The organism is Bacteroides sp. 41_26, from assembly GCF_949740115.1.
Taxonomy (GTDB): Bacteria; Bacteroidota; Bacteroidia; order Bacteroidales; family Bacteroidaceae; genus Bacteroides; species Bacteroides nordii.
In genome coordinates this window covers 18,610-42,975 of sequence record NZ_CATJGZ010000098.1, presented here as the reverse complement: position 1 = coordinate 42,975, position 24,366 = coordinate 18,610, and the positions used below count along the sequence as shown (strand labels likewise).

Below are 24,366 nucleotides of genomic sequence, written 5' to 3'. Positions count from 1 at the left end.
GTCACCTGCTTTCCTTGGTTAACTTGTTTTAACTACAAAGATAATATTTCAACCTCTATTTATTATGATGCAAATCTAAAGGATAAACGCAGATTTTCGCAAAGGGAAATAAATGTATGATAAAGAACTACAGTCTTTTAATCTGGGTTCATCTGTGTTAATCCGCGTTTCATCAGATAAATATTACTCTGTGGAATTCTGTGTTACTCTGTGGTGAAACATATTCATTACCATACAAGAATAGACATCCTATGATAAAGGTGCGTTAGTTGAATATTTATTACATCAGAGTAAACGCCTTCCGTTGCCAACTCTGCTTTTCTAACCCCCGGCAAACTTTTGGTTGTCCCGGCTCCGGGGAGCAACGTCCTCGGCTCCGGGGAGCGCACCCTTCGGCTCCGGGGAGCAGTCTCCTCCCCGGAGCCGAGGAATATACTTTGCAATGTATTGATAAACAGTGGGTTGAAAAGGATGCTTTCCACCTCTATTTCCACGTTTTTACTCTGCCTATCTCTTGCTTATCAGAAATTAGTGTATTAAAATACTGACAAATGCTGCCCTTTAATCCTTGTTTTCCTGTCTCCTTTTCCTCACATCTCTGCCCTCATATTTGCAAATCGCATCTATCCACTCTTCGGTGAGCGCTTTCGATTCGTGCTTATCTAAATCGAATGCTACCATCACGGATGTGCAGATGCACTTTACCTCTCCGGTTTCTACATCGATCACCCGCTGAATGAGGTGAAAACTTTTTGTCCCGATCTCCGAAACAGCCGTTTGTACGGCAATGTGGTCCGATGCAAAGATCTGAGCCAGGAAGTCGGCCTCTATATGTACAACGACAATTCCATCCTTTTCCCAGTCCACTCCGGGGCAGACAGAGGCAAAATATTCTGTTTTGCCAAGATCATAGAATGAGAAGTAAACCGTGTTGTTGACATGACCGAATTTATCTACGTCATTGAATCGTAGTTGTATAGGCAGGGTGTGGCGAAACTTAATTTCTTCCATTTGTTTTCTCTTAAACTTTGTTATTACCATGCAAAAGTAGTATTTTTGCGCGTTACTCTTATCAGATATAAATCAAGAAATGATAGAAGATATTAAAAAAGCCTGTCAGGTGATGCAGGAGGGGGGGGTTATCCTTTATCCTACCGATACGATTTGGGGACTGGGCTGCGATGCGACCAATCCTGATGCAGTGCGCCGTGTGTACGAAATCAAGAAACGTGCAGACAGTAAGGCGATGTTGGTTCTGGTTGACTCATCCGTAAAGGTGGATTTTTATGTGCAGGATGTGCCCGAAGTGGCATGGGACTTAATAGAACTGGCCGACAAACCACTTACTATAATTTATTCGGGGGCCCGCAATCTGGCTCCGAACCTGCTTGCCGAAGATGGCAGCGTAGGTATCCGTGTGACCAGTGAGGACTTTTCCCGTCGTCTTTGCCAGCAATTCCGCAAGGCAATTGTGTCGACATCGGCCAACATCAGCGGACAGCCTTCGCCGGCCAATTTCAGTGAAATAAGTGATGACGTTAAATCACAGGTAGATTATATTGTAGGCTTTCGCCAGGATGACATCAGTCGTCCCAAACCATCGAGCATTATTAAACTTGATAAAGGCGGAGTGATAAAGATTATCCGTGAATAGATGAAGCAGTTGGTGGATTATATGGTGGCAGCGTTGGTGCTGTTGCTATGTTGCCCATTACTGCTCTATATTGCTATCCGCATTCGCATGCAGGGAGCGGGTAGCGTTTTTTACCAGCAAGAGCGGTTGGGAAAGGGAGGTGTCCCCTTTCGGATGGTGAAATTTCGTACCATGGTGACAGGTGCGGAAGATGGGACGCCGTTGCTTGCTGTTTCTGATGATCAGCGGGTGACAGCTTTTGGCCGGACACTGCGTAAACATCATTTGGATGAACTGCCGCAGTTCTGGAATGTTTTGAAGGGAGATATGTCCATTGTCGGACCACGCCCCGAACGCGCCTGGTTTGTACAACAAATATTGGAGAAGACCCCGGACTATAAACGGATATTTAACCTGAAACCAGGGATTACCTCTTTAGGAATGGTGAAATTCGGGTATGCTAACACGATAGAGAAAATGATTGAACGTTCCCGTTACGACCTTTATTATTTAGAACACTATAGCTTTTGGCTCGACGTGAAAATTCTACTGGCAACCGTCAGAGAAGTGTGGATCGGCAAAGGCATTTAGACAGAAATATGGAAAAAGAAAAGATTAGTCTGCTACAGCATTTTATTCATTGGCGTGAAAACAATATTAAGGAAAAGCAATTCATTCTTATCCTTAGTTTTCTGGTGGGCATTTTCACAGCGATTGCTGCATTGATATTGAAGTTCCTGATTCACTCGATACAGAATTTCCTTACCGACAACTTTAGTGCAACGGGGGTGAATTACCTCTATCTGGTATATCCGGTAGTAGGTATCTTTCTGGCCGGATGGTTTGTGCGGAACATTGTGAAAGATGATATCAGCCATGGAGTTACCAAGATACTCTATGCCATCTCCCGGAGGCAGGGACGCATCAAACGGCACAACGTGTGGTCGTCCACCATTGCCAGCGCCATCACCATCGGCTTTGGCGGGTCGGTTGGAGCGGAAGCACCTATTGTGCTGACAGGATCGGCCATCGGTTCCAATCTGGGAAGCGTGTTTAAGATGGAACACCGCACGCTGATGCTGCTTGTGGGATGTGGTGCTGCCGGTGCCATTGCCGGTATCTTCAAAGCGCCTATTGCCGGGTTGGTATTCACGCTGGAGGTACTCATGATCGATCTGACGATGTCCTCACTGCTACCCCTGCTCATCTCCGCAGTGACGGCTGCTACGGTCTCTTATATCACCACCGGCACGGAAGCGATGTTCAAATTCCACCTCGATCAGGCGTTTGAACTGGAACGTATCCCTTTTGTTATTCTGCTGGGCATCTTCTGTGGGTTAATCTCGTTGTATTTCACCCGTGCCATGAATTCGGTGGAAGGCGTCTTTGGCAAACTCAACAATCCTTATAAGAAGCTGGCCTTGGGAGGGGTGATGCTGAGCGTACTCATCTTTCTTTTCCCACCGCTTTATGGCGAAGGTTACGATACGATCAACCTCTTGCTGAACGGCACGAGCAATGCCGACTGGGATACGGTGATGAACAACTCCCTGTTTTATGGATACGGCAATCTGCTGCAAGTCTATCTGATACTGATTATCCTGTTGAAAGTCTTTGCCTCCAGTGCAACGAACGGAGGCGGGGGCTGCGGTGGTATCTTCGCACCTTCGCTCTACTTAGGTTGTATTGCAGGATTTGTCTTTTCACACTTCAGCAATGACTTTGCATTCTCAGCCTATCTGCCCGAGAAGAACTTTGCACTTATGGGGATGGCTGGCGTGATGAGCGGAGTGATGCATGCCCCGTTGACGGGGGTATTCCTCATCGCCGAGCTGACGGGTGGATATGACCTCTTTCTGCCATTGATGATTGTCTCCGTCAGTTCCTATCTGACTATCATTGTTTTCGAACCGCACAGTATCTATTCCATGCGTTTGGCAAAGAGGGGGCAGCTATTAACCCATCATAAGGACAGAGCTGTACTGACGCTGATGAAGATGGAGAATGTGGTGGAGAATGATTTCGTAACCGTCCATCCGGAGATGGATTTGGGTGAACTGGTTAAAGCCATTGCTGCTTCACATCGTAATATCTTTCCTGTGACAGATAAGAACGGTATATTGCTCGGCATTGTTTTGCTGGACGATATCCGTAACATCATGTTCCGGCAAGAACTTTATCATCGTTTCACGGTGAATAAACTGATGACATCGGCCCCTGCCAAACTGTTTGACACGGATGGTATGGAGCAGGTGATGCAAACCTTTGATGATACAAAGGCCTGGAATCTGCCTGTGGTGAACGAAGAAGGCAAGTATCTGGGCTTCGTCTCGAAATCAAAGATATTTAATTCGTACCGGCAGGTGTTGGTACATTTCTCGGAAGATTAGAATAATTATTCAATGTGCCAATATGCCAATGTGCCAATTGGCTGCGTTATAATAGAGTTGTAATATAACTGGGCTATTGTCACATTGTTGTATTGTCACATTATTATTTATGAAGAAAGAAGATTTAAGAATCGTTTATATGGGAACTCCCGATTTTGCAGTGGAGGGTTTGCGTTGCCTCGTCGAAGGTGGTTACAATGTGGTTGGTGTGATTACTATGCCCGATAAACCGGCAGGTCGTGGTCATAAAATCCAGTTCTCCCCTGTCAAACAGTTTGCATTAGACCATAATCTGCCTTTGTTGCAGCCGGAGAAACTGAAGGATGAAAGCTTTGTGCAAGCTTTGCGTGAATGGAAAGCCGACCTGCAAATCGTAGTTGCTTTCCGCATGCTGCCGGAAGTTGTCTGGAATATGCCCCGTTTGGGAACATTTAACCTGCATGCTTCTCTGCTTCCCCAATATCGTGGTGCTGCCCCTATCAATTGGGCGGTTATCAACGGTGATACGGAAACAGGTATTACCACTTTCTTCCTGAAGCACGAAATCGACACGGGAGAAGTCATTCAGCAAGTTCGCGTTCCGATTGCAGATACGGATAATGTAGAAGTCGTACATGATAAACTGATGATGTTAGGTGGCAAGCTTATAGTAGAGACAGTAGATGCCATTTTAGCAGGTACTGTGAAACCTATTCCACAGGAAGAAATGGCTGTAGTAGGAGAATTACGTCCAGCTCCTAAAATCTTTAAAGAAACCTGTAGGATCGACTGGAATCAGCCTGTAAAACGTATCTATGATTTCATTCGTGGCCTTTCTCCCTATCCGGCAGCATGGACCGAACTCATAAATCCTTCGGGAGAACCTGTTGTAGTGAAGATCTTCGAGAGCGAAAAGCGAATCGAAACTCATCAATTGCTTCCGGGTACGATTGTGACAGACGGAAAGAAATCTCTCAAAGTAGCTGTTACGGATGGTTTTATAGGCATTCTTGCTTTGCAGTTCCCCGGTAAGAAACGGCTTAGGACAGAAGAACTGTTGCGTGGTTACAAAATTACCGGGGATATGAGGATGAAGTGATTCGTAATGGAACAATAATGAAGGGATTTACGATTAGACGATTTACGATGTACGATTGGGATTAGTCTGCTTAACATCACTGAAACAGGCTATTAAAAGGTAACTTCAATCGTACATCGTAAATCGTCTAATCGTAAATCATCTAATCGTCTAATCGTAAATCCCTTCATTAATTAGTCTTCCGCAGTAGAAACTGCACGTCAATGAGTTAATAATATGGCTCCCATTAAAAATATTTCTCTTTTCTTTTGGCTCTTTCACTAAGATTCCTTTTCTTTGCCCATTATTAACTCTTTAAATGTGAATGCCTATAGAAACACGTTACGCTAATTATATCTAATCGCATACGTAATGAACACATGGAACAACAAGGCTGACGAAACGTTAGTCTCTCTCTATGCCGAAGGAGAGAATCAGGCATTTAATGTACTTCTAAATAGGTATAAGGATAAGTTGTACTCTTATATTTATTATATTGTACGCAACTCCGAGATGACAGAAGACATCTTTCAAGAAACTTTTATGAAGGCAATTATAACTATCCGTCAGGGACGTTACAATGAAAATGGTAAGTTCTCTGCCTGGTTGCGGCGTATTGCCCATAACTTGATTATAGACTCTTTCCGTCAGGAGAAATCAGAGAATTTAGTGTCCTGTGATGAGCCGGAAGTGAATATTCTGAATAATATCGGTCTGGCAGAAGGGACGATAGAGAATGCGATCGTAAATCGGCAGATATTGTCTGACGTACGTCGTTTGATGGAATTCTTGCCGGATGAACAACGCGAAGTGGTATATATGCGTTTCTATCAGGACCTCAGTTTCAAGGAGATAGCAGAACAGACAGGGGTAAGTATCAATACTTCACTGGGGCGTATGCGTTATGCTATCCTTAACCTTCGTCGCATGGCCGAAAAGAACGGAGTCGTTCTTACCGTTGATTAAATTTAACTAACTTGTTATATACTAAAAGGTTTGTTTCCTACGTTCTAAAGGAAACAAACCTTTTAGTGTATAAGGCCTATGAATAAAAAAACTACTCCCTCTCATCAACAGTGTCCCAAAGAAAAGAACTCGGTGGAAAGTAAGAGGCCCCGGGTCAGTGAACAAACGCTGGCTTTTCTACGTTCTTTTGCCGGTAACTATTATGTGGAACAACAATTGCCACAAGGGTTACAAGGGATTATTTTGGGATAAATTTGTTACTTCCGTTTATTCCCTCTACTTTTGTATCATTGTATTAAATTTGTAATAAAAACAAGCTCATGAAACCAATGATATCTCCTTCTATTCTCTCTGCAGATTTTGCTTATTTGGCGAAAGATGTTGAAATGTTAAACCGTAGCGAAGCCGACTGGGTTCATATTGATATTATGGATGGCGTATTTGTGCCTAATATCTCTTTTGGATTTCCGGTATTGAAGTATGTGGCTAAGCTAAGTGAGAAACCACTTGATGTACATCTGATGATTGTACAACCGGAGAAGTTTATTCAGGAGGTGAAAGCGTTAGGAGCTCATGTGATGAATGTGCATTATGAAGCATGTCCGCACCTCCACAGGGTGGTGCAGCAAATCCGGGAAGCAGGTATGCAGCCGGCAGTGACCATAAATCCGGCCACGCCCGTCGCAATGCTTCAGGATATTATTCGTGATGTATATATGGTGCTCATCATGAGTGTTAACCCTGGTTTCGGGGGGCAGAAATTTATTGAACATTCCGTAGAGAAGGTTCGTGAGCTACGTGCATTGATAGAACGTACGGGCTCAAAAGCTTTGATTGAAGTAGATGGTGGGGTAAACCTTGAAACCGGTGCACGTCTGGTGGCTGCCGGTGCCGATGTATTGGTGGCAGGAAACGCAGTATTTGCCGCCGAAAACCCTGAAGAGATGATCCACCGGCTGAAAGAGCTATAATTAATGCTCTTTGCCTGGCTGCATCGCTATCCTTTTTTACGCCTGTTATGCCCTTTAGTTGTGGGTATTTATTGTGGCGACGAACTTTTTTTCCAGAGGCAGTCCGGAAGGATTGCCTTTGGCGTTATTTTACTTCTCTTTCTGTCTTTCGGAGGGCTGATTTTCTTCTTTAACCGGAAGCATTACTCCGGACGTTGGCTCTTTGGGAGCTGCCTCCTTCTCTTTTGTTTTACTTTGGGTACCGGATTGATGAACCGGGAATTACGCCAGGCTGAATCTGTGTTTCCACAAAAGGAGACGACCTATAGGCTGATTGTTACGGAGCAACCGCAGGTGAAAGAGAAAAGTGTACTTTGCCGCGTACTGTTGATAGAACAGATTGATTCTGTTTCCGGGCGACTTGCTTTGGATCATAAAGCTCTCCTTTATTTCACTAAAGATTCCTTGAGCGAGCACTTGCGTAGTGGGGATGAACTATTGGTTTATACCAAACTTTCTCCTCCGGTGAATAATGGCAATCCGGATGAGTTTGATTATGCCCGTTTCTTGTTCCGCAGACAGGTGGCTGCTATTGGATTTGCTTACGCAGATAACTGGAAAGTGATTTCACGGGGTACCATGCGCTCTTTTCGTCAGCAAGCAATGGATTGCCGGGAGTCTGTTTTGTCTGTTTATCGTCGCCTTGGGTTTCGGGGAGATGATTTAGCTGTGCTTTCGGCTCTTACCATCGGTTGTAAGGAGGAGTTAAGTGAAGATATCCGCGAAACTTATTCCATATCCGGTGCAAGTCATGTGCTTGCTTTGTCTGGTTTGCATATCGGTTTTCTATATTTGCTGCTTTGTTTCTGTCTGCGATGGTTACCTGAGCGATGGCGGATGGTGGTTTTGCTACGTACTTTACTGATCCTTTTGTCTCTTTGGGCCTTTGCCTTTTTTACAGGGCTGTCTGCTTCAGTAGTCCGGTCAGTAGTTATGTTTTCTCTGTTTACTTTGGCGGGGTTGTCCGGGCGAACTAATTTTTCGCTGAATACTCTTCTGATAGCAGCTTTCTTTATGTTGCTTTGTCGGCCATCCTGGTTGTTTGATGTTGGTTTCCAACTCTCATTTTGTGCAGTGGCCGCTATTTTGCTGATACAACCTTGCATATACAGATTGATTCCTGTGGCGGGTTCCCGCATCGGGCGGTACATTTGGGGATTGATGAGCGTTTCTATTGCTGCGCAGATTGGCACAGCTCCACTGGTGCTCCTCTACTTTTCCCGCTTCTCTACCCATTTTCTGCTGACCAACTTATTGGTGATACCGTTGGTGTCGCTCATAATGTATGTAGCCGTCATTATGTTGCTGCTGAATCCTCTGCCTTTCCTGCAGGAACTTGTGGCGGCAGCATTGAGAGGGCTGGTTGGGGCGTTGAACAATTGTGTCCGTTGGATAGAGCAGCTCCCATGGGCATCTGTTGATGGGGTATGGGTATATATTCCGGAGGTTTTCGGATTCTATCTGGTTTTGATTTTGGGAGGATGGTATCTGTTTTCACGTACGGGAAAGCGTCTTGCTGTCTGTCTTTCCTGTATATTTCTTGTTTGTATTTATCATGTGTCGATGAGAGTCATCGACCGTCCCCGGCAAAGCATTGTATTTTATAATGTCCGCAATTGTCCGGTGGTTCATTGTGTTGCGTCCAACGGATCTTCCTGGCTGGCTTATGCCGATAGTTTGCCGGATGAGTCCCGGTTGCACAAGGCTGTTTCAAAGCGATGGAGCCGCCAGGGATTGAAGCCTCCTCAACCTGTTACTGCCGATTATACCTGCCCTGCATTGGTTTACGATCATCACCTTCTTTCCTTTTCCGGTTGCAGGGTTTGTGTGTTGAATGATAATTACTGGCGAAACAAAACGACCCTACAGCCGTTATCTATTGATTATCTTTACGTATGCAAAGGCTATGACGGACATTTGCGTGAATTGACCGACTTGTTTGTCATTCATAATGTGATTCTTGATGCCTCTCTTTCTTACCGTCGTTTACAGGCATATAAAATGGAGTGTCAGCAGCAAGGAGTTCATTTTATATCACTCTCAGATGAAGGTTCTACTGAGTTTTTGCTTTAAGTACGAAGAATTATCGTAATTTTGCCGGACGGTAATATGGCAATTGTGCTGATATGCCATGTGCCAAATTTAAGAATGATAAGCAAATAGAATATTAATCCATAAACAAGCGTGTCTGGTCATCGGCACATTGCCCATTGGCGTATTGACACATACATTATTATGCTGACTAAAGTAATAGAACAAGCTAAGATAGATCATTTCACAAAATGGTTTGAACGTGCTGATAAAATAGTGATTGTATCCCATGTATCTCCTGATGGCGATGCAATAGGATCTTCTTTGGGGCTTGCCCATTTTCTGGATTCACAGGATAAGACTGTAAACGTGATTGTACCCAATGCCTTTCCCGATTTTCTGAGATGGATGCCGGGTAGCAAGGATATCTTGTTGTACGACCGTTACAAGGAATTTGCTGATAAGCTGATAGCTGAGGCAGATGTGATTTGCTGTCTGGACTTTAATGCTTTGAAACGGATCGAGAAAATGGGAGATGCTGTAGCCGCTTCACCTGCCCGTAAAATAATGATCGATCATCATCTGTACCCCGAAGAATTCTGTCAGATTATTATCTCACATCCGGAAATATCTTCTACCTCCGAACTTATATTCCGGTTAATCTGTCGTATGGGATACTTCAGTGATATCTCTCTGGAAGGAGCCGAATGTATTTATACCGGTATGATGACAGATACCGGAGGGTTCACTTATAATTCCAATAATCGTGAAATATACTTCATTATTAGTGAGCTTCTGTCGAAAGGGATTGATAAGGATGATATCTATAGAAAAGTATACAACACTTACTCGGAGAGCCGTCTGAGGCTGATGGGGTATGTTTTGTCGAATATGAAAGTTTATCGTGAGTATAATTCGGCATTGATTTCTTTGACAAGAGATGAACAAAGCCAGTTTGATTATATTAAAGGTGATAGCGAAGGCTTTGTCAATATACCTCTTTCCATTAAGAATGTCTGCTTTTCTTGTTTTCTGCGTGAAGATACGGAAACCAGGATGATTAAGATATCTTTACGCTCTGTAGGAACGTTTCCCTGTAACAAAGTGGCTGCCGAATTCTTTAATGGCGGTGGCCATCTGAATGCTTCGGGTGGTGAATTCTATGGTACGATAGATGAGGCAAAGGAAGTATTTGAACGGGCTTTGGAAAAATACTCAGAGCAGTTGACAGTTAACAGTTGACAATTGACAATTGACAGTTGATAGCTACTATGTAGTGTGATAGCGCAGCTAATTGTCAATTGTCAATTGTCAACTGTCCACTGTCAATTGTTAACCGTCAACTGTCAATTAAATAACTAAATAAGTTAAAAGACTTGAACTTTCAACTTTTAACTCTCAATTTTCAACTAAATTACGGTACATTTGTACGGACATATAGTTAAGATACAGACGAATGAAGAAACTTATATTATTATTTATTTCCTTGTTGGCTCTTGGAGCCTTTTTTCAGGCATGTGATGACACGAAAACCTATGCTGAGATGCTCGAAGAAGAGAGAGACGGTGTCAATGACTTTATTAAAAAGAATAATATTGAAGTAATTACCGTAGAGGAATTCGAAAAGGATACGATTACAGAATGTGAAGACGGGTATCCGGTTCAGTATCCGGGCAAGAATCAGTATGTTGCCTTCTCTAATGGTATTTATATGCAGATTGTACAACGTTACGGGACTCCGCGTGCTGCATCTGAACCTTATCCCAGTCTTGAAGCTGCTCTTCCGTTTGAAACCGGTAACCTGATCCTTACCCGCTTTAAAGAAGTCGATATTTTAACCGGAGAACCAACTTCTGTTTCTAATGTGGATAATCAATATTATCCGCCTATGAATAATTATCCTACAGGGTTTCGTTATACGATAAGCGGAACAAGTATATACGGGCAGTTTATTCAGGAGCCGGGGCTTGATTCCGAATATTATTGGGACGTAACGATTGGCGGTCAGTATGGAACCTCAGTTCCTGCCGGCTGGTTGATGGCTTTACAGTATATTAAAGATGGAGCACATGTCAGACTGATTGTGCCGTCGAAGAGTGGACACTCTTATGCACAGCAGAAAGTATTTCCTTATTTCTATGATATACATAGATTCTCTATCTATTGATACTACACTGATAGAACTAACTTTAATTACCGATATTTAAATCCTTATGACTCTAATCAAATCTATCTCTGGAATCCGCGGAACGATCGGCGGAGGTGCAGGCGAGGGATTGAACCCGCTTGACATTGTGAAATTCACATCGGCGTATGCTACGCTGATTCGTAGAACATGCAAATCTACAAGTAATAAAATTGTAGTAGGCCGTGATGCACGTATCTCTGGCGAAATGGTGAAGAACGTGGTAGTCGGCACCCTTATGGGTATGGGCTGGGATGTAGTGGATATTGATCTTGCTTCTACTCCTACAACAGAGCTGGCTGTGACGATGGAAGGTGCTTGTGGTGGTATCATTCTGACAGCTTCGCACAATCCCAAGCAATGGAATGCGCTGAAATTGCTTAACGAACATGGTGAATTTCTGAATGCAGCCGAAGGCAACGAAGTGCTTCGTATTGCCGAAGCTGAAGAGTTTGACTTTGCAGATGTAGATCATCTTGGTTCTTATCGTAAAGATCTTACTTACAATCAAAAACATATTGACAGTGTTTTAGCACTTGATCTGGTGGACGTGGAAGCTATCAGGAAAGCTGATTTCCGCGTGGCTATTGATTGTGTGAATTCTGTCGGAGGTATTATTCTTCCCGAATTGCTCGAACGCCTTGGCGTAAAGCATGTAGAGAAGCTTTATTGTGAACCTACTGGTAATTTTGCCCATAACCCCGAACCGCTTGAGAAAAATCTGGGTGATATAATGAACCTTATGAAAGGTGGTAAGGCAGACGTGGCTTTTGTGGTAGACCCTGATGTTGACCGCCTGGCTATGATTTGTGAGAACGGTGTGATGTATGGTGAAGAATATACGCTGGTGACTGTAGCCGATTATGTATTGAAACATACTCCGGGTAATACAGTTTCTAATTTGAGTTCTACCCGTGCATTGCGCGATGTGACTCGCAAATATGGAATGGAATACAGTGCTTCGGCTGTGGGCGAAGTAAATGTGGTGACTAAGATGAAAGCTACCAATGCCGTGATTGGTGGTGAAGGTAACGGTGGAGTGATTTATCCTGCCAGCCATTATGGGCGCGATGCTTTGGTAGGTATTGCCCTTTTCCTGAGTCATCTGGCTCATGAAGGAAAGAAGGTGAGTGAGTTGCGTGCTACTTATCCTCCTTATTTTATAGCAAAGAACCGTGTGGATCTTACCCCGGAAATTGATGTAGATGCCATCCTTTCCAAAGTGAAAGAGATCTATAAGAATGAAGAAATCAATGACATCGACGGTGTAAAGATTGATTTTGCCGATAAGTGGGTACATTTGCGTAAGAGCAATACAGAGCCGATAATCCGTGTGTATAGCGAGGCTTCAACGATGGAAGCTGCCGAGGAAATCGGACAAAAGATTATGGATGTAATCAACGAACTGGCTAAATGATAATTCTTTTCTAAGATTATAACTTGAAGTGTAAATAAGCGGAGGCTGTTGCAAAGTAATATTTGCAGCAGCCTCTCTTTCTTTGTGCTCGTGTCGTTTCGGCTTGTCAGAAGTAGCGATATCTTCTCCTGAATAGTAATAGCAGCACCAGAATTCCTGCCAGGACGATGACGTACGGTACTACAGACCCGCTACGCTTTTGAGTTTCCTTTTCGTTCTCTTCTGTCCGGATTTGTTTCCGGAGGTACTGTGTAGTGTCCGTCTGTTGCCATTGTTCTTGTTGCCGGCTGCTTTTCGTGTGCTGCTTTTTTCGGGAGGTCACTGTGCGGGTGAGTTTTAAGCCTGTCGTGTCTTTTCGTATCATTAGTGTTGTCGCCTCGCTGAACGTCTCGATGACTTCGGTCTGTTTGTCGGTGCATTGGCGGGGGTTTCTCACCTCTTTCTGTGTGATTGCCATGATGGAGTCACGCTCTGCGTAATGCGTCCGGGTAAGCGCTTTCCGACTGCCACATCCCGATACTGCTGCGAGTAGCAATAACACACCGATACGTTGTGCCGTTTTCATACCATTACCTCCGTTTCCTTCAGCCACTTTCGTACGTCAAAACACGGACAGGCTTTGATGTACTCTTCAGGTTCGATGTGTCCGTTTCCATTCAGATCGGGCGATGTATCGCGATGCCCGATGACGTAGCGTATGGCAGGATACTGCTGTTGCAGTTCGGTGATGAGTTGCTTCATGGCTTGTTTTTGTGTCGGTGTTCTTGTGTCTGTGGGTTGTCCGTTGGTGTTCAGACCACCTACGTAGCATATTCCGATACTTTGCCGGTTCCAACCGTAGCAGTGAGCACCCTCTTTTTCTATGGAACGGCCCTTTTCAATGGTTCCATCCAGGCGGATGACACAGTGGTAACCTATCTCTTTGAATCCGCGTCGGCAGTGCCATTGGCCTATGTCGGCTGCTGTAAAGTCCACTCCGCTACGTGTAGCGGAGCAGTGGATGATGATAGAGTCTATTGTTCTCATGCGTTTTGTGCTATTAAAAGGTTTGTACTAAAGAATGGGGAGGGTTAATATTCCGATGGTGGTTGCCGGTTGGGGCATCCCCGGATAAAGCAGCGTTTTGCTTCCAGTTCCTTGCAAGTTATTTCTGCTTCGTGACAGCGGTTTATCCACTCTTGCTTTTCGGTTTGTTCTTTGTGCAATTCGTTGTACAGGGTATCTATGCGCGTATCCCGTTGCACTATCCGCTCTTCGAGCCAGTTCACCTGTTGACGGTGGTTTTCATTTTCAAGGCTGTTTACTCCAGCCTCGCTTCTGCGTGCTTCCGTCTTTCGGTTCACCAACCAATTCAAGCCCCATTTGATGGCTTCCATCCCGCCCAGGGCGGAGATGAAAGCCAGAATGTCAGAACTGGTCATAATGGGCTATACGCTGGGATCTTCACCTTCGCCTTCGCCACCACCGCTGTCACCGTCGGGTTTTTCGGCGTTGATACGGTCTACATCTTTCAATACCAGCCCGTCGGTACGTGTGCTGGTCGAAGTACTCAGGCGGATTTCGCTATCGGCGCGAAAACAGATACGTAGCCCTCTGATGTCGGCAGCTGTGAAGTCTTCCGGGAGGTCTGTTCCCTTGCTTTGTGCGGCGAGGAAGAAGTAGCCCAATCCGTCGATGTTCACTGTGCGGCCTGTCAGCAGCAGTTTTTTCAGCAGTGTGCGGAAGTCTTTCAACACACTGATTGTTTCTCCTTCACTGACACCGGCATTGCTGCTGATTTCTTTGGCGATTTCGTTCAGCGTAGCCGAGTTGCTGTACTGATAGGTGATCTGCGGATACGTCTTTTTAGGCGAGTTCTTGTCACTGAGATCGGATAGTCTTGTTACTTTTTTGAATAAGATAGCCATGATAAGCTCCTTTCTTTTTTAGTGATACAATCGTGATACTTTGTGTTCTCTGTTATTAATAACACTACAAATATAAGCATGTTTGAGGGGAGTAAGAAGGACGGGTGATGATACCATTTGTTTGCATGTAACTTGTTGATATTTAGATTGTTGTGTGGATTAATTGTTGCTGAGGCACACTGCGTTTCCCCGTGCGGGTAACGAGTCGGACAGAATGGATCATAAGGGCGGTGATAATTAAAGGGAGAAGTACTATGCAGATAATAGAGCAGCTAACTCTCAACTGAATAAGAAGGGAGGTATTGAATGGCATTAAAGAGGGAGAGGAGGGAAGAATGGAGAAGGGAAAATTGAGAATTTAGAAGGGAGGTGTACTGCCACAGCGCAGCCCCTTCTCCTTTCTCAACTCTCCCTTTAATACTTAGTTCTTTATCACTTTGTAAGCTATTCGTTGCTTACCGTTGCTGAGTACGAACAGATAGATGCCTTTAGGGTTATTTCCGATATAAATGCTGTTTTCTGTTTCCAGGCGTTGCTTGTTTGTGTAGACAAGGCTACCATTCAAAGATACTAATTGCAGAGTCCACAGATCGGTGGAGGTGCTGTTAGCGTTGATATGCAGATAATCGTTGGCCATCCATATGTTGAAATCTTTTGTTGCTATCGGCGTTTCTCCGATTCCGGTGGGTACAGGCTGCAGGAGTGCAAATACCGGTACATAACCATAGTCTTTTGCCTTTTCGGCGGAGACGTTCACCACACCTTTCAATGGTGTATATCCCGGGGCGGAAATGGTGTAAGAAACATCTCCTGCTATGACATCCGTAAAGGTAACCTGCCCATCGTCTAATGTTGGTAGTTTTCCGTAACCTTCGAGGTTGACGGTGGCGCCTTCCGGCATGTATTGATAATCATAGCAATCACCTAACTGGAAATAAACGGTGTAGGTGTTGGCTGTCTCTTTGGGGAGCGTCAGGATGATGCTCTGACTCTCTTCGCCTATTGTTACGGATTGGCTGACGGCTTTGTATCCCTCACACCAGGCTCGTACCTGATAGACTCCTGCCGGGAAGAAGGCGGATATGTTACTACTGTTGTCAGAGTAAATGAGCTTGTCGTCCTGGTATACGACAATTTCAATGCTCTCGTCTATGTGTTGCCTGTTTTCGTCCTGAACATCCACGTATAGGCGTTGGTAGGTGCTGTAGTCGAGCACCAATTCCTTGCTGGCAGGGAGTGTGATGGTGCCGGATATTTCTTTGCCTTCGGGTACGTCTGTGCGATAAGTATAGGTTCCTTCGGGAAGTTTAACCGTTGTTTCGCCTGCGCTGCCTTCCGTCTCAATTCCGTATCTCCCGGCGGAGATTCCGCCATTATAAAATATTACCTCACAATATCTGTTGCGTCCGGGCATCTCTTTTACCTTAATGGTGAGTGACGCTTCTTTCGCCTCTTTGTGTGTTAAAGTTACAGTTTGCGGTTGGTCTGCAACGATGAATTCTGCAGTTGATATGCTTGCAGTGTAAGAATAATCGTCTTTGAATTTGGCAATATACTCTCCGTGAGGCAGATAAATATTGATAAAGTTACCATCTGTATTTGCATAAAGCAAATAGATGTATGCGTCTTTGTCCTTATGCGTGCTGTGGCAGATGCGAATGGAGGAGTTGTCTGCTATCAGTGGCCATGTTGTGCCGTTTTCATCAACTACGTTCAACGCCACTTTCTGGTAGTCCGCAGTCGATAATGTGATTGTTTCAGTTTTATCCGTATCCAGTTTCACTAACGTTGCGGATGTATTAATACGTTGGTTCTGTACCATCTCAAGGCTATAAGTGTAATCGCCGGCGGGCAGATAATAAGATCCGGTGAATCCGTCTGTGGGATTTCCGTTGAATAAGGTAAGCGTATATTGGTCTGCTATTGCATGGTTAACTAAGGTGAGTTTTGGGATACCATATCCATATTCTCCTCTGAATTTCTCCAACAGGTCACCGTTTACTTTGAATGCCAGTTTCTTGTAGTTTTCAAAAGAGAGGTCGAACTGTATATTTGCTCCGGCTACCTCAAACGAGCGTTGCTGTGTTACGTAATCTGTGAGATTCACTTTGCATGTATACGCACCATCGGGTAGATGCAGCTTGATTACTCCTTGCTCGTCTGCCGTATACATATTCGTATTGTCTCTCGTACTTATTGCAACGCCTGCTCCCGCCATCGGGTTACCGGTTCTGTCGATCACGTTGATGGTGACCTGATGGTAATCGTTTTCGTTGAGTATGTAGATCATAGTCATATCTTCTCCGGCTACCGTAAACTGTTGTTTGCTGATACCGGGGAACGACTCTTGCGTGGCCCGGTCGATGATTGTTGCCGATATTTCATATGTACCATCCGGCAGGTAATATCCGTGATCTGCTTCGTAACCGTATACCATCCCTTGTTCGATCGCATTGACGGAAATATCCGACAGTGCATATTTTTCGATGTCACTCGATGTAAACGTCACTTTACGATAATCGTCAAAGGAGATGGAGATCGTTTCGTGTTGACTGACGTGTATTTTTCCCTCTCTGATAAACATGTCCGGATAATGGACTTCATATGTATAAAATGAATCGTCGTCCGATTTTCTTAAAACGGTGGAATAGAGTTTGGTCTGTTCATTGTACGTTACAGTATTGCCTGCTATCATTACACTCAGTTGGTCGGGGGCTGTCATGAAACTGCCGGGGGTAATGTTCAGACTGATGCGGAAGTACCTATCTTTGTAAGAGATCTCCTGTATCATATCCTGGTTACCTACTACCATTTCTCCTTCGAGAGGGCTATAACCCTGTTCGTCTGTCCCGATCACTGCCAATACGCGGTAAGTATAAGTGCCGGCTGTTGCTATATACGCCACTTCTCCCTTTGCATTCGTCTTTTGCCCGTTCCAGTAGTTGTCGGAGGGAATCAGTTGGCTCACGATTGCCTCTTTTGCCGGAAGCCCGTCCATATCGAGTACGCGGACGGTGACTTTCTTGCCCGTTTCGTAGCTGAACGTTTGCTCGATAGGAATATCTGCTAAGATAAGTTCCCGGTAGATGGGGATGTAGTAGACATCTTTGCCTGTTACTCTTGCGCTGATTTTATAGCTGCCTTTGGGCAGATAGATATCGGTTGCCTGGGCGGTGATGGCCTGTTCGTAGGATTGCTGTGAGCCGGATGAGATGGTTATTAGTCCGGGGCATAACGCATTGGCTTCGTCTTTGATGGCTACTGTCATTTTTTGTTTTCCGGCCAGCGGGTTGTTTACTTCCATTCGGCCGTCAGTCAGCTCTTTTACGTCTATTGTGCTGACGGAGGTCACTCCCGAAACGTTCCCGGTAAGTTCCCAATACAGCTGTTCGCCCTTGTAGAGAAAGCTGAAGGTACCGCTGTCCGTCCATTTTACATCAATATGCGTCTTTTCGTAAAGGGAGTTTTTGTCGGGAAAGAGGTCTATGCCTGTGAACAGGGAATACTGTTCGGGTTCCAGTCCTTTCAATGCCAGAGTGAGCCAGTAATAGCCTTCGAGTTTTACAACAACGGGGGCATTGTCGCCATTCCATACGAGTTCCAGGTTTTCATTCACCCCTTGTATCTGCATTTGCAGGAAGTTCAAACTGCTACGCTTGACTACAAACTTGCCGTTTGCGTCTGTGGTGTAATCTCCTGCTCCGTCGGAACCGATTCCGCCGATGGTTGCTTGCAGCCCTGGAATGGGCAGGTCTTTGCTGTCTGTAATTAGTACGGTCATGTCTTTGGCCCACGTACAGACGGTTACCAGGCACATCAGGCCCACTAATAGTAAGCTTCGTTTCATAATATAAAGTATTGTTTGTGCTTCTCCAGTTCCTATAAAAGCGTTAAAATAAATAAAGCGTGGAACTGCGTGCTATTTATAGTAATCGGAGGTCCTAGGAAAACCCATGCATACATACATAAACAGACAGCAGACCCACGCATGAACGTGAGAAACTACTATGCCATTCTTTGTATGCATTTGAAAATTTCCTAGGTTTCCGATTGCAAGAAAGAGCATAACGCTTCAATAATGTTTTTTAATAAGGTAGGAATGTGACGCTTCGTATTCCTGTCTGCAAAGATATAAATATATAGTAAAGTAAAGAGATATTCGGACCGATTATTTTGTTGACAGTTGAGGATTGGTGGCTGGCTGCGTAGGGTGATACATCGGCTTTCCTCGTTGGCAGGGGAAGCTGTGTGATAATGTGGTATGCGTTTTGGTTTATTAAATTGTGCGGAAATGAGGCAAATATGAATGAACTTAAAAGCCTTGCAAGCTACGGGTTGATATTCTCGCAGTTTGCAGGGCTTATGATAAAACAGGTCTTTTTCCCGTCTTTATAGATTGGCTATCTCTTCGGAAGTCAAACCGGTGATATCAGTAATCGTTGCGTAATCCAATCCTTTATTTTTCATCTTTCGGGCATTAGAAAGACGCTCTTTTTCTGCCCCTTCTTCCAAGCCTTCCTGTCTTCCTTCCTGTCTTCCTTCCTGTCTTCCTTCCTGTCTTCCTTCCATTCTTCCTTCCATTCTACCTTCCAATTTGGCTGAATCGATGACATCATTCTGAATCATCACTGCATTCAGATGTTCGTCATAAGCCAAGCGTTCCTGTGGCGTCATGGAGTAGTATTTCAATTTCTCACGTGCTTCTTCCAGGCCGGGAGCTTTGGTATCAGGACGTATCACTCCGCTTTTCAGGTAGCTCATCCATTCCTCCAGAGGCGTAACGGCTGCCTGGTCGAACTCATTGACGCGGATAAGAACATATTCCGGGAAAATATCGGCAGGCATACGTGTCACAATCGCATTCTTTTCCTTGACGTTGACTTGCAGCTTGTCGCCGGTGTGTACACCGATAAAGTTATTTTGTCCGTAATACAGATAGTCACTGCCGATGCCTATGTCGAAGTACAGAATGCTGATGGAATAGATCTTCTTTACATGATAGTATGCCTCGCCCAGCGAGATATGCTCGGTGATGGCTTTGGCCACTCCGTACAGAATGCGTTCCAGATAGTAAAGTTCGCGCGTGTTTTGTATCTCGATGATGATGATTTCGTCTTTACTGTTGCGCGCTTTGATGTCTACGCGGTTGAATTTATCGTCAGCAGTCAGTTGGTTACTTTCGCTTTCGAGTATTTCCATGATAGTCACTTTTTCCTTTAGGAATACGGTGAGGAAACCTTCGAGAACACCAAAGTTTGCCTTTTGACGTAGTAGGCGTTTAATGGCCCAGTCAAAGCGTATGTATCTATCTTCCAAATAACTTTCCATAATGATTCTCCTTCCTTCTTTATTTAGAGCAAAACAAAGGTATGGCTTTTACTTTGAAAAACAATGCGGACCGGACGCATTTCTTTGTTGATAAATAATTTGTTAATAAGCCAATGTGTTTTCACCATAGAGTCGCACAGAGTTCCACCGAGTATTATTTATCTGATGAAACGCGGATTAACACAGATGACCCCAGATTAAAAGACTGTATTTCTTTATCTTAGATTTGTTTCCCTTTGCGAAAATCTGCGTTTATGCGTTTCAATAAAGATTTAAACTCTGTGGTAAGTTTTGCTCATGTCTTATCAGGTATGAATAATTAGCCAATATGCCAATGTGCCAATATGCCAATGCCATGCGGTATACAGCGCAGCCAATTGGCACATTGGCATATTAGCTCATTATCATACTGATTTGAATAATGTGCTGTGCTATGCGTATGGGTTGCGTTGTACTTCTTTCCGCCAGCGCCAGAAGGCTTTGAGCAGCCCTTCCTCGCTGATGGACTCTATGTGATAACGCTCTATGAAGCATCGTACGGATTCGGCGTACGAGATGCCTTGTTGGCGGCGGTCGGTGAGCATGCGGTCAAAGAGCTCGGCGTGAAAAAGGTGTTGTACGCGGCTTTCAAAGATACGGATATTGCTTTGGGTGAGATAATTATAACTTGTGGGCGACTTTCCCCGGTGTGGATTGGGAAGGCGCAGGCAAAGATTTCCGGCCTCTCGTGCCGGCGCGTTACAGGGGCGTTTGCCGAGCAATTCGTGCAGGCTGTTGCTGAGGTAACTACGGGGTGGCAGGTGGATGACGCCTTTGTCGGTGACGTTGGCGAAGTGTCCGTACAGGTATTCCGCCAGAAAGGGTTTGAGTTGAAATCGGATGGTGTAGTACATACGTGTGTGGTGTTAAGTTTTATGTATATGATCGTTTTTCTGTCGATACGTGTGCTTTGCCCGGCTCCGGGGAGGGCTTTGCTCGGCTCCGGGGAGGAATGTTCTCGGCTCCGGGGAGGAGGGTGTCCGGCTCCGGGGAGGAAACGCTATTCAGGTGAGGGCCTCCTGAGGGCTTGTAGGGCGTCTTCGTCTCCTTCTTGGGCACGCCGCTGCACTTCGAGATAGGCTTCGTAAGTGATGCCTTTTGTTGGGTTATTTCTTAGGATTGTCCGCGTTTCGTTCCTTTTGCTGCGTTCTATCTCCTGGTTTCGCTGGTCTGTGTACTGACGAAGCCCGGACATGATTTTCATAGGATCGATGGCACCGTAAAATTGTCCGTATTGTCCGATCTTGAAACGGGCTATGTAGAGGCAGATATCTCCGGCGGTAAGCATGGGGTAGGCGGCGAGGATGAGTTGGGCAGTTTCGTGCAGCTGTCCGGTGGTGAGTTTGGTGCGTACTTCAGTGAAGTCGTTGAGGCTTCCGAGTTGTATTTTTAACCACTCCAGCGGAGCTGTACGTGTGTATAGCCGTGTCAGTAATACCAGTGTAGGGTTGGCAGGGCGTACGGCAAGATCGGCAGGGGTGAGTCCTCCGGATAACAGGCGGGTTTGCAGGTCGGGATTGTAAGCAGTAAAGAACTGCTCAGGTTTCGGGTATTTCAGGTAGAATGCCTGTAGCCTTGAGCTGTTCGATTCGTCGGCGGGCATCGTTGCTGACGGTAGTGCCGAGTGCAGTAATTGTATCAAGCCTTCGCTGTCGGCTTTCTTCACGGTTTGTTGTAGCAGGGGTTTCATGGCTTTGGGGGTATTTGTTTTGTTTTTCCAGTTGTTGGCGTAGCCAGTTGGCAAAGTGTTGGCGGAAGTCACAGACGGACTTGTCGTTGTTGCCTTCGTTTTGGAGCTTACGGCAGAATTTTTCCAGCCACTCATGCAATCTATCCGGGTCCAGGTGGTGATTCATGCAGAGGAGCTCCATCCACGACTGATTACCGACGGACTGTTTATAAGCCAGAGCGAGTGGTTGGGGGATGTTTTCGTTTACTGTTCTTGTTTTGCTTGCCTGTTCCTGTTCTTTTTGGGTTTCCTCTTCCTTTTCCGGTGTCGGGGAGGGTGAATGAGGGGGAGTGTGTGGGACAGGCTGTCCGGTGTCGGTTCTCATTTTCTGAATGTTGTTTAGTACTGTAACCGGCAGTGCTGCACGCACTTTGTCGGGCAGGTTGTCGAAATCTTTCAGTGCGGAGAGTTTCATGGAGGGGTTCATGGCATTTTGTGTAAGCCAGTGGGTGATGATGATGTGTTCATGGATCATGATGATTAGTTTGAGCTCTTCAAGATTCTTGATGCAACGGCGTACAATTTGGGCACTGGTGTTGCAATCGTAACCGATGCGGCGTACGGTGAGTCCGTAAATCCCTAACATGTTTGTAGCGGGATTGGTGAGTAGATAGATCCAGATGAGCTTTTCGGTGGCTGTGAGTGGTTCAAACCAGCTTTCACCCCAGATGCGGGTGTTGAGATATCTTCTTATTTCCATAATGGGTTGTGTTTTAGTTAGTTCATGGTGTCTCTTTCTTTGCATATTTTGCGGTAGGCATCTATGACTAAGTGAGATTTAGGGCCGATGATACGCCCGCTCAGGGTGTTGTAAACGGTCTTTACGGACACTCCGGCTTCTTGGGCCACGCGTTCTTTCCAGCCTTTCGAGGGGAGGGGGAGAAGTTCTTGCTGCTTGACTTTTTTCTTCATGATGTTTGTGCTTTAGGAATTAATGGTTATCTTTGTCGTTTGGAAGGGAGAGCTAATAGGCTGAAAACCCTTCTGGTTTACAAAGTAACACAAGTTAATTGATTAAAACAAGGAAAATGTCGGAAAACTTGATTTTCTTAGCTCAGAATCTTGTGCTTCTCCGAAAGAAGAACCAAATGACGCAGGCGGACTTGGCCGGAGAGTTAGGGGTAAAGCCCAATACGATCTCCAATTATGAGAACGGAAACAGTATGCCCGATCTGGATACCGTGCAAAAACTGACAGGAGTATTTCACATCCCTGCAGACTTGTTGCTTTATACCAAATTGACTCCTGAGGTGCTGGCTGCACTGCATGACATGAAGGTAGAGGTGATACGGCAAGCTGCTAAGACTGGGCATTCTACAGCTGGCATGGCACTGGGCGGTCTTGGTGGCGCTCTTGCCGGAGGGATGGCAGCGGCGGTAGTAGGGGGCGCAGCTTTGGTCCCGGGTTTTCTTGGCCTGACCGGTGCAGCTCTGTTGGGCAAAACTATCTGGAAGGCGTACTCAAAGAGCGATGAAGTTGTAACGTCTCCCGATCCGGAGAAAATCGAACTCGAAGCAGAGCCAACGAACCGGATTGCCGAAGATGCCGGTTCTTATTATAAGGAATGCGAGCCCAACCCTGTCAGCCCGGAGGCAGCAGAGTGCGCCCGCCTGAGGGAAGAAGTGCGTCGCAAAGACGAAATGATCATGGAGTTGTCTCGTGAAATAGGCAAGCTTGAATATAAAATAGAGCTGCTGAAGGGGGAAGCAGAATAATATGACCCAGGATCAGATAATGGCCGTATTATTTTCATGTGCCTTATTTTACCAAATAAACACCTTTTTCTACCAAATAAACACCAATTTAAACAGACGCTAAAAAACGTTATCAATCCCTTTCTCTTTTCAGGTCTTATGTAGTACTTTTGCTGTAAGTATATAATACATGCAAAACAGAGCGATATACCTCTTTTTGAGGGTATATAGTTTCCCCGCTTATAGTTAAGGATTACCTCTTTTCCGGGAAATTCACGGAGGATAAAAACAGACAAAAGACCTATGAGGAAGATTCAGTTTTTGTTGGCAACATGGATGTTTGCTATTGTCACATGTGGCGCGATGCCTGCCTATGCACAAGCCCAGGCACAAACCCAGGTGCCCACCAAAGCACAAACCAAAGCAGCGGAGAAAGCCGGAAAAGCAAGAGCCAAGGCTTTAAAGAAAGAAGGATGGATGACGGACAGTGCAGAACCGCTGGAGATCATTATCATGCATCATCTGCTGAAAACTGATAATTATGGTGGCACAGGCGAAGAATATGTAGGAAACGCACAAGCCGTGAAAAACATCACATTGGGAGGGCGTATGGCACGTTCGGATGCACGTACCCAATATGCCGACATGAACAAAGCCATTGTAAAAGGACGTATCAACGACTCTTCAAAGTCCATCTCCGATGAACAGGCAGAAGCTTTTGTGGCCACCTATGAAACCATGGTGATGCAGGAGTTTGACGGCGATCTGCGTCAGTCATATACCATCTACCGCCCCATGAAAGACGGAAAGTATGAAGTACGTGTTTACTTCTGGCTGGATGCAGACAGGGCTTCTCAGGCACGCATCAAAGCTTTGCAGCATGCGGCGGCCGAAGCCAAACTGTCACAGGAGGTGGCGGACAGCATGTCAAAGTTTATCAAAGACGGATTCAAGAAAGAGACTCCTGCCAACTAACTCAA

25 protein-coding genes are annotated in these 24,366 nt (G+C 45.3%); 14 read left to right on the top strand and 11 right to left on the bottom strand.

The window, feature by feature from the left end:
- Positions 1–561 precede the first annotated feature (561 nt).
- A complete protein-coding gene (locus QX565_RS15255; protein ID WP_221651259.1) occupies positions 562–1,011 on the bottom strand; it encodes an acyl-CoA thioesterase in 450 nt (149 codons plus the stop codon).
- Between the two features lie 79 nt (positions 1,012–1,090).
- Between QX565_RS15255 and QX565_RS15250 the strand changes: the two genes are divergently transcribed.
- The 11 genes from QX565_RS15250 (at position 1,091) to glmM (ending at position 12,689) form a co-directional block, all read left to right on the top strand.
- Positions 1,091–1,654 carry an L-threonylcarbamoyladenylate synthase gene (locus QX565_RS15250; protein WP_002562568.1) on the top strand — a complete coding sequence of 188 codons (564 nt, stop codon included), beginning with the start codon at positions 1,091–1,093 and terminating at the stop codon, positions 1,652–1,654.
- Positions 1,655–2,224 (top strand): sugar transferase, encoded by a 570-nt coding sequence (locus tag QX565_RS15245; protein WP_002562567.1) that lies wholly within the window; start codon positions 1,655–1,657, stop codon positions 2,222–2,224.
- Between the two features lie 8 nt (positions 2,225–2,232).
- Positions 2,233–4,023, top strand: a complete 1,791-nt coding sequence (locus QX565_RS15240) for a chloride channel protein (protein ID WP_002562566.1) — start codon at positions 2,233–2,235, stop codon at positions 4,021–4,023.
- 109 nt (positions 4,024–4,132) lie between these two features.
- On the top strand, positions 4,133–5,101 hold the full coding sequence (fmt, locus tag QX565_RS15235) for a methionyl-tRNA formyltransferase (protein ID WP_195449999.1): 969 nt from the start codon (positions 4,133–4,135) through the stop codon (positions 5,099–5,101).
- A gap of 351 nt (positions 5,102–5,452) precedes the next feature.
- Entirely contained in the window at positions 5,453–6,046 is a 594-nt protein-coding gene (locus QX565_RS15230) for an RNA polymerase sigma factor (RefSeq protein WP_007486906.1), read from the top strand.
- A 78-nt stretch (positions 6,047–6,124) separates the two neighbouring features.
- Complete coding sequence (locus QX565_RS15225; protein WP_002562562.1) at positions 6,125–6,298, top strand: hypothetical protein; 174 nt, start codon at positions 6,125–6,127, stop codon at positions 6,296–6,298.
- Between the two features lie 68 nt (positions 6,299–6,366).
- Positions 6,367–7,017 (top strand): ribulose-phosphate 3-epimerase, encoded by a 651-nt coding sequence (gene rpe / locus QX565_RS15220; protein WP_002562561.1) that lies wholly within the window; start codon positions 6,367–6,369, stop codon positions 7,015–7,017.
- Between the two features lie 3 nt (positions 7,018–7,020).
- Positions 7,021–9,129, top strand: a complete 2,109-nt coding sequence (locus QX565_RS15215; RefSeq protein WP_289293341.1) for a ComEC/Rec2 family competence protein — start codon at positions 7,021–7,023, stop codon at positions 9,127–9,129.
- Between the two features lie 162 nt (positions 9,130–9,291).
- Positions 9,292–10,329 carry a DHH family phosphoesterase gene (locus QX565_RS15210; RefSeq protein ID WP_221651266.1) on the top strand — a complete coding sequence of 346 codons (1,038 nt, stop codon included), beginning with the start codon at positions 9,292–9,294 and terminating at the stop codon, positions 10,327–10,329.
- 214 nt (positions 10,330–10,543) lie between these two features.
- Positions 10,544–11,254: a BamK family beta-barrel-assembly machinery protein gene (gene bamK, locus QX565_RS15205; protein ID WP_221651267.1), complete on the top strand. Its 711-nt coding sequence runs from the start codon at positions 10,544–10,546 to the stop codon at positions 11,252–11,254.
- A 46-nt stretch (positions 11,255–11,300) separates the two neighbouring features.
- On the top strand, positions 11,301–12,689 hold the full coding sequence (gene glmM, locus QX565_RS15200; protein ID WP_221651268.1) for a phosphoglucosamine mutase: 1,389 nt from the start codon (positions 11,301–11,303) through the stop codon (positions 12,687–12,689).
- Positions 12,690–12,795: 106 nt separating this feature from the next.
- Here glmM and QX565_RS15195 read toward each other — a convergent pair whose 3' ends face one another.
- The 8 genes from QX565_RS15195 to QX565_RS15160 all read right to left on the bottom strand — a co-directional run bounded on the left by QX565_RS15195 (position 12,796) and on the right by QX565_RS15160 (position 21,251).
- Positions 12,796–13,281 carry a hypothetical protein gene (locus tag QX565_RS15195; RefSeq protein ID WP_289293338.1) on the bottom strand — a complete coding sequence of 162 codons (486 nt, stop codon included), beginning with the start codon at positions 13,279–13,281 and terminating at the stop codon, positions 12,796–12,798.
- A complete protein-coding gene (locus QX565_RS15190) occupies positions 13,251–13,715 on the bottom strand; it encodes an N-acetylmuramoyl-L-alanine amidase (RefSeq protein WP_221651270.1) in 465 nt (154 codons plus the stop codon). The genes QX565_RS15195 and QX565_RS15190 overlap by 31 nt, the downstream gene beginning before the upstream one ends.
- Before the next feature lie 44 nt (positions 13,716–13,759).
- Positions 13,760–14,110, bottom strand: coding sequence for a hypothetical protein (locus tag QX565_RS15185; protein WP_221651271.1), 351 nt, complete (start codon positions 14,108–14,110; stop codon positions 13,760–13,762).
- 6 nt (positions 14,111–14,116) lie between these two features.
- Positions 14,117–14,596, bottom strand: a complete 480-nt coding sequence (locus tag QX565_RS15180; protein ID WP_221651272.1) for an HU family DNA-binding protein — start codon at positions 14,594–14,596, stop codon at positions 14,117–14,119.
- 421 nt (positions 14,597–15,017) lie between these two features.
- Entirely contained in the window at positions 15,018–18,443 is a 3,426-nt protein-coding gene (locus QX565_RS15175) for a T9SS type A sorting domain-containing protein (RefSeq protein ID WP_289293337.1), read from the bottom strand.
- Between the two features lie 542 nt (positions 18,444–18,985).
- Positions 18,986–19,924 (bottom strand): PD-(D/E)XK nuclease family transposase, encoded by a 939-nt coding sequence (locus QX565_RS15170; RefSeq protein WP_289293336.1) that lies wholly within the window; start codon positions 19,922–19,924, stop codon positions 18,986–18,988.
- A 431-nt stretch (positions 19,925–20,355) separates the two neighbouring features.
- On the bottom strand, positions 20,356–20,817 hold the full coding sequence (locus tag QX565_RS15165; protein ID WP_289293334.1) for a hypothetical protein: 462 nt from the start codon (positions 20,815–20,817) through the stop codon (positions 20,356–20,358).
- A gap of 146 nt (positions 20,818–20,963) precedes the next feature.
- On the bottom strand, positions 20,964–21,251 hold the full coding sequence (locus QX565_RS15160) for a DUF6633 family protein (protein ID WP_289293333.1): 288 nt from the start codon (positions 21,249–21,251) through the stop codon (positions 20,964–20,966).
- Positions 21,252–21,267: 16 nt separating this feature from the next.
- Here QX565_RS15160 and QX565_RS15155 point away from each other — a divergent pair, with 16 nt between their 5' ends.
- Positions 21,268–21,486: a hypothetical protein gene (locus QX565_RS15155; RefSeq protein ID WP_289293332.1), complete on the top strand. Its 219-nt coding sequence runs from the start codon at positions 21,268–21,270 to the stop codon at positions 21,484–21,486.
- A 15-nt stretch (positions 21,487–21,501) separates the two neighbouring features.
- Here QX565_RS15155 and QX565_RS15150 read toward each other — a convergent pair whose 3' ends face one another.
- Positions 21,502–22,392: a DUF7833 domain-containing protein gene (locus QX565_RS15150; RefSeq protein ID WP_221651277.1), complete on the bottom strand. Its 891-nt coding sequence runs from the start codon at positions 22,390–22,392 to the stop codon at positions 21,502–21,504.
- A gap of 17 nt (positions 22,393–22,409) precedes the next feature.
- Positions 22,410–22,604, bottom strand: a complete 195-nt coding sequence (locus tag QX565_RS15145; protein WP_221651278.1) for a hypothetical protein — start codon at positions 22,602–22,604, stop codon at positions 22,410–22,412.
- A gap of 116 nt (positions 22,605–22,720) precedes the next feature.
- Here QX565_RS15145 and QX565_RS15140 point away from each other — a divergent pair, with 116 nt between their 5' ends.
- Together QX565_RS15140 and QX565_RS15135 are read left to right on the top strand one after the other, a co-directional pair.
- A complete protein-coding gene (locus QX565_RS15140) occupies positions 22,721–23,407 on the top strand; it encodes a helix-turn-helix domain-containing protein (RefSeq protein WP_289293329.1) in 687 nt (228 codons plus the stop codon).
- A gap of 282 nt (positions 23,408–23,689) precedes the next feature.
- Entirely contained in the window at positions 23,690–24,361 is a 672-nt protein-coding gene (locus QX565_RS15135; protein WP_007486928.1) for a hypothetical protein, read from the top strand.
- Positions 24,362–24,366 lie beyond the last annotated feature (5 nt).

Bases quoted from the DNA above. Each gene is read 5' to 3' on its own strand.
- rpe (WP_002562561.1), top strand. From the start codon at position 6,367: ATGAAACCAATGATATCTCCTTCTATTCTCTCTGCAGATTTTGCTTAT.
- QX565_RS15175 (WP_289293337.1), bottom strand. From the start codon at position 18,443: ATGAAACGAAGCTTACTATTAGTGGGCCTGATGTGCCTGGTAACCGTC.
- QX565_RS15180 (WP_221651272.1), bottom strand. From the start codon at position 14,596: ATGGCTATCTTATTCAAAAAAGTAACAAGACTATCCGATCTCAGTGAC.
- QX565_RS15160 (WP_289293333.1), bottom strand. From the start codon at position 21,251: ATGCTTACCGCCGGAGATATCTGCCTCTACATAGCCCGTTTCAAGATC.
- QX565_RS15140 (WP_289293329.1), top strand. From the start codon at position 22,721: ATGTCGGAAAACTTGATTTTCTTAGCTCAGAATCTTGTGCTTCTCCGA.
- QX565_RS15155 (WP_289293332.1), top strand. From the start codon at position 21,268: ATGAGTTGGGCAGTTTCGTGCAGCTGTCCGGTGGTGAGTTTGGTGCGT.
- QX565_RS15165 (WP_289293334.1), bottom strand. From the start codon at position 20,817: ATGTACTACACCATCCGATTTCAACTCAAACCCTTTCTGGCGGAATAC.
- QX565_RS15240 (WP_002562566.1), top strand. From the start codon at position 2,233: ATGGAAAAAGAAAAGATTAGTCTGCTACAGCATTTTATTCATTGGCGT.
- QX565_RS15185 (WP_221651271.1), bottom strand. From the start codon at position 14,110: ATGACCAGTTCTGACATTCTGGCTTTCATCTCCGCCCTGGGCGGGATG.
- QX565_RS15255 (WP_221651259.1), bottom strand. From the start codon at position 1,011: ATGGAAGAAATTAAGTTTCGCCACACCCTGCCTATACAACTACGATTC.
- QX565_RS15210 (WP_221651266.1), top strand. From the start codon at position 9,292: ATGCTGACTAAAGTAATAGAACAAGCTAAGATAGATCATTTCACAAAA.
- fmt (WP_195449999.1), top strand. From the start codon at position 4,133: ATGAAGAAAGAAGATTTAAGAATCGTTTATATGGGAACTCCCGATTTT.
- glmM (WP_221651268.1), top strand. From the start codon at position 11,301: ATGACTCTAATCAAATCTATCTCTGGAATCCGCGGAACGATCGGCGGA.
- QX565_RS15135 (WP_007486928.1), top strand. From the start codon at position 23,690: ATGAGGAAGATTCAGTTTTTGTTGGCAACATGGATGTTTGCTATTGTC.
- bamK (WP_221651267.1), top strand. From the start codon at position 10,544: ATGAAGAAACTTATATTATTATTTATTTCCTTGTTGGCTCTTGGAGCC.
- QX565_RS15215 (WP_289293341.1), top strand. From the start codon at position 7,021: ATGCTCTTTGCCTGGCTGCATCGCTATCCTTTTTTACGCCTGTTATGC.
- QX565_RS15170 (WP_289293336.1), bottom strand. From the start codon at position 19,924: ATGGAAAGTTATTTGGAAGATAGATACATACGCTTTGACTGGGCCATT.
- QX565_RS15230 (WP_007486906.1), top strand. From the start codon at position 5,453: ATGAACACATGGAACAACAAGGCTGACGAAACGTTAGTCTCTCTCTAT.
- QX565_RS15190 (WP_221651270.1), bottom strand. From the start codon at position 13,715: ATGAGAACAATAGACTCTATCATCATCCACTGCTCCGCTACACGTAGC.
- QX565_RS15250 (WP_002562568.1), top strand. From the start codon at position 1,091: ATGATAGAAGATATTAAAAAAGCCTGTCAGGTGATGCAGGAGGGGGGG.
- QX565_RS15245 (WP_002562567.1), top strand. From the start codon at position 1,655: ATGAAGCAGTTGGTGGATTATATGGTGGCAGCGTTGGTGCTGTTGCTA.
- QX565_RS15145 (WP_221651278.1), bottom strand. From the start codon at position 22,604: ATGAAGAAAAAAGTCAAGCAGCAAGAACTTCTCCCCCTCCCCTCGAAA.
- QX565_RS15225 (WP_002562562.1), top strand. From the start codon at position 6,125: ATGAATAAAAAAACTACTCCCTCTCATCAACAGTGTCCCAAAGAAAAG.
- QX565_RS15150 (WP_221651277.1), bottom strand. From the start codon at position 22,392: ATGGAAATAAGAAGATATCTCAACACCCGCATCTGGGGTGAAAGCTGG.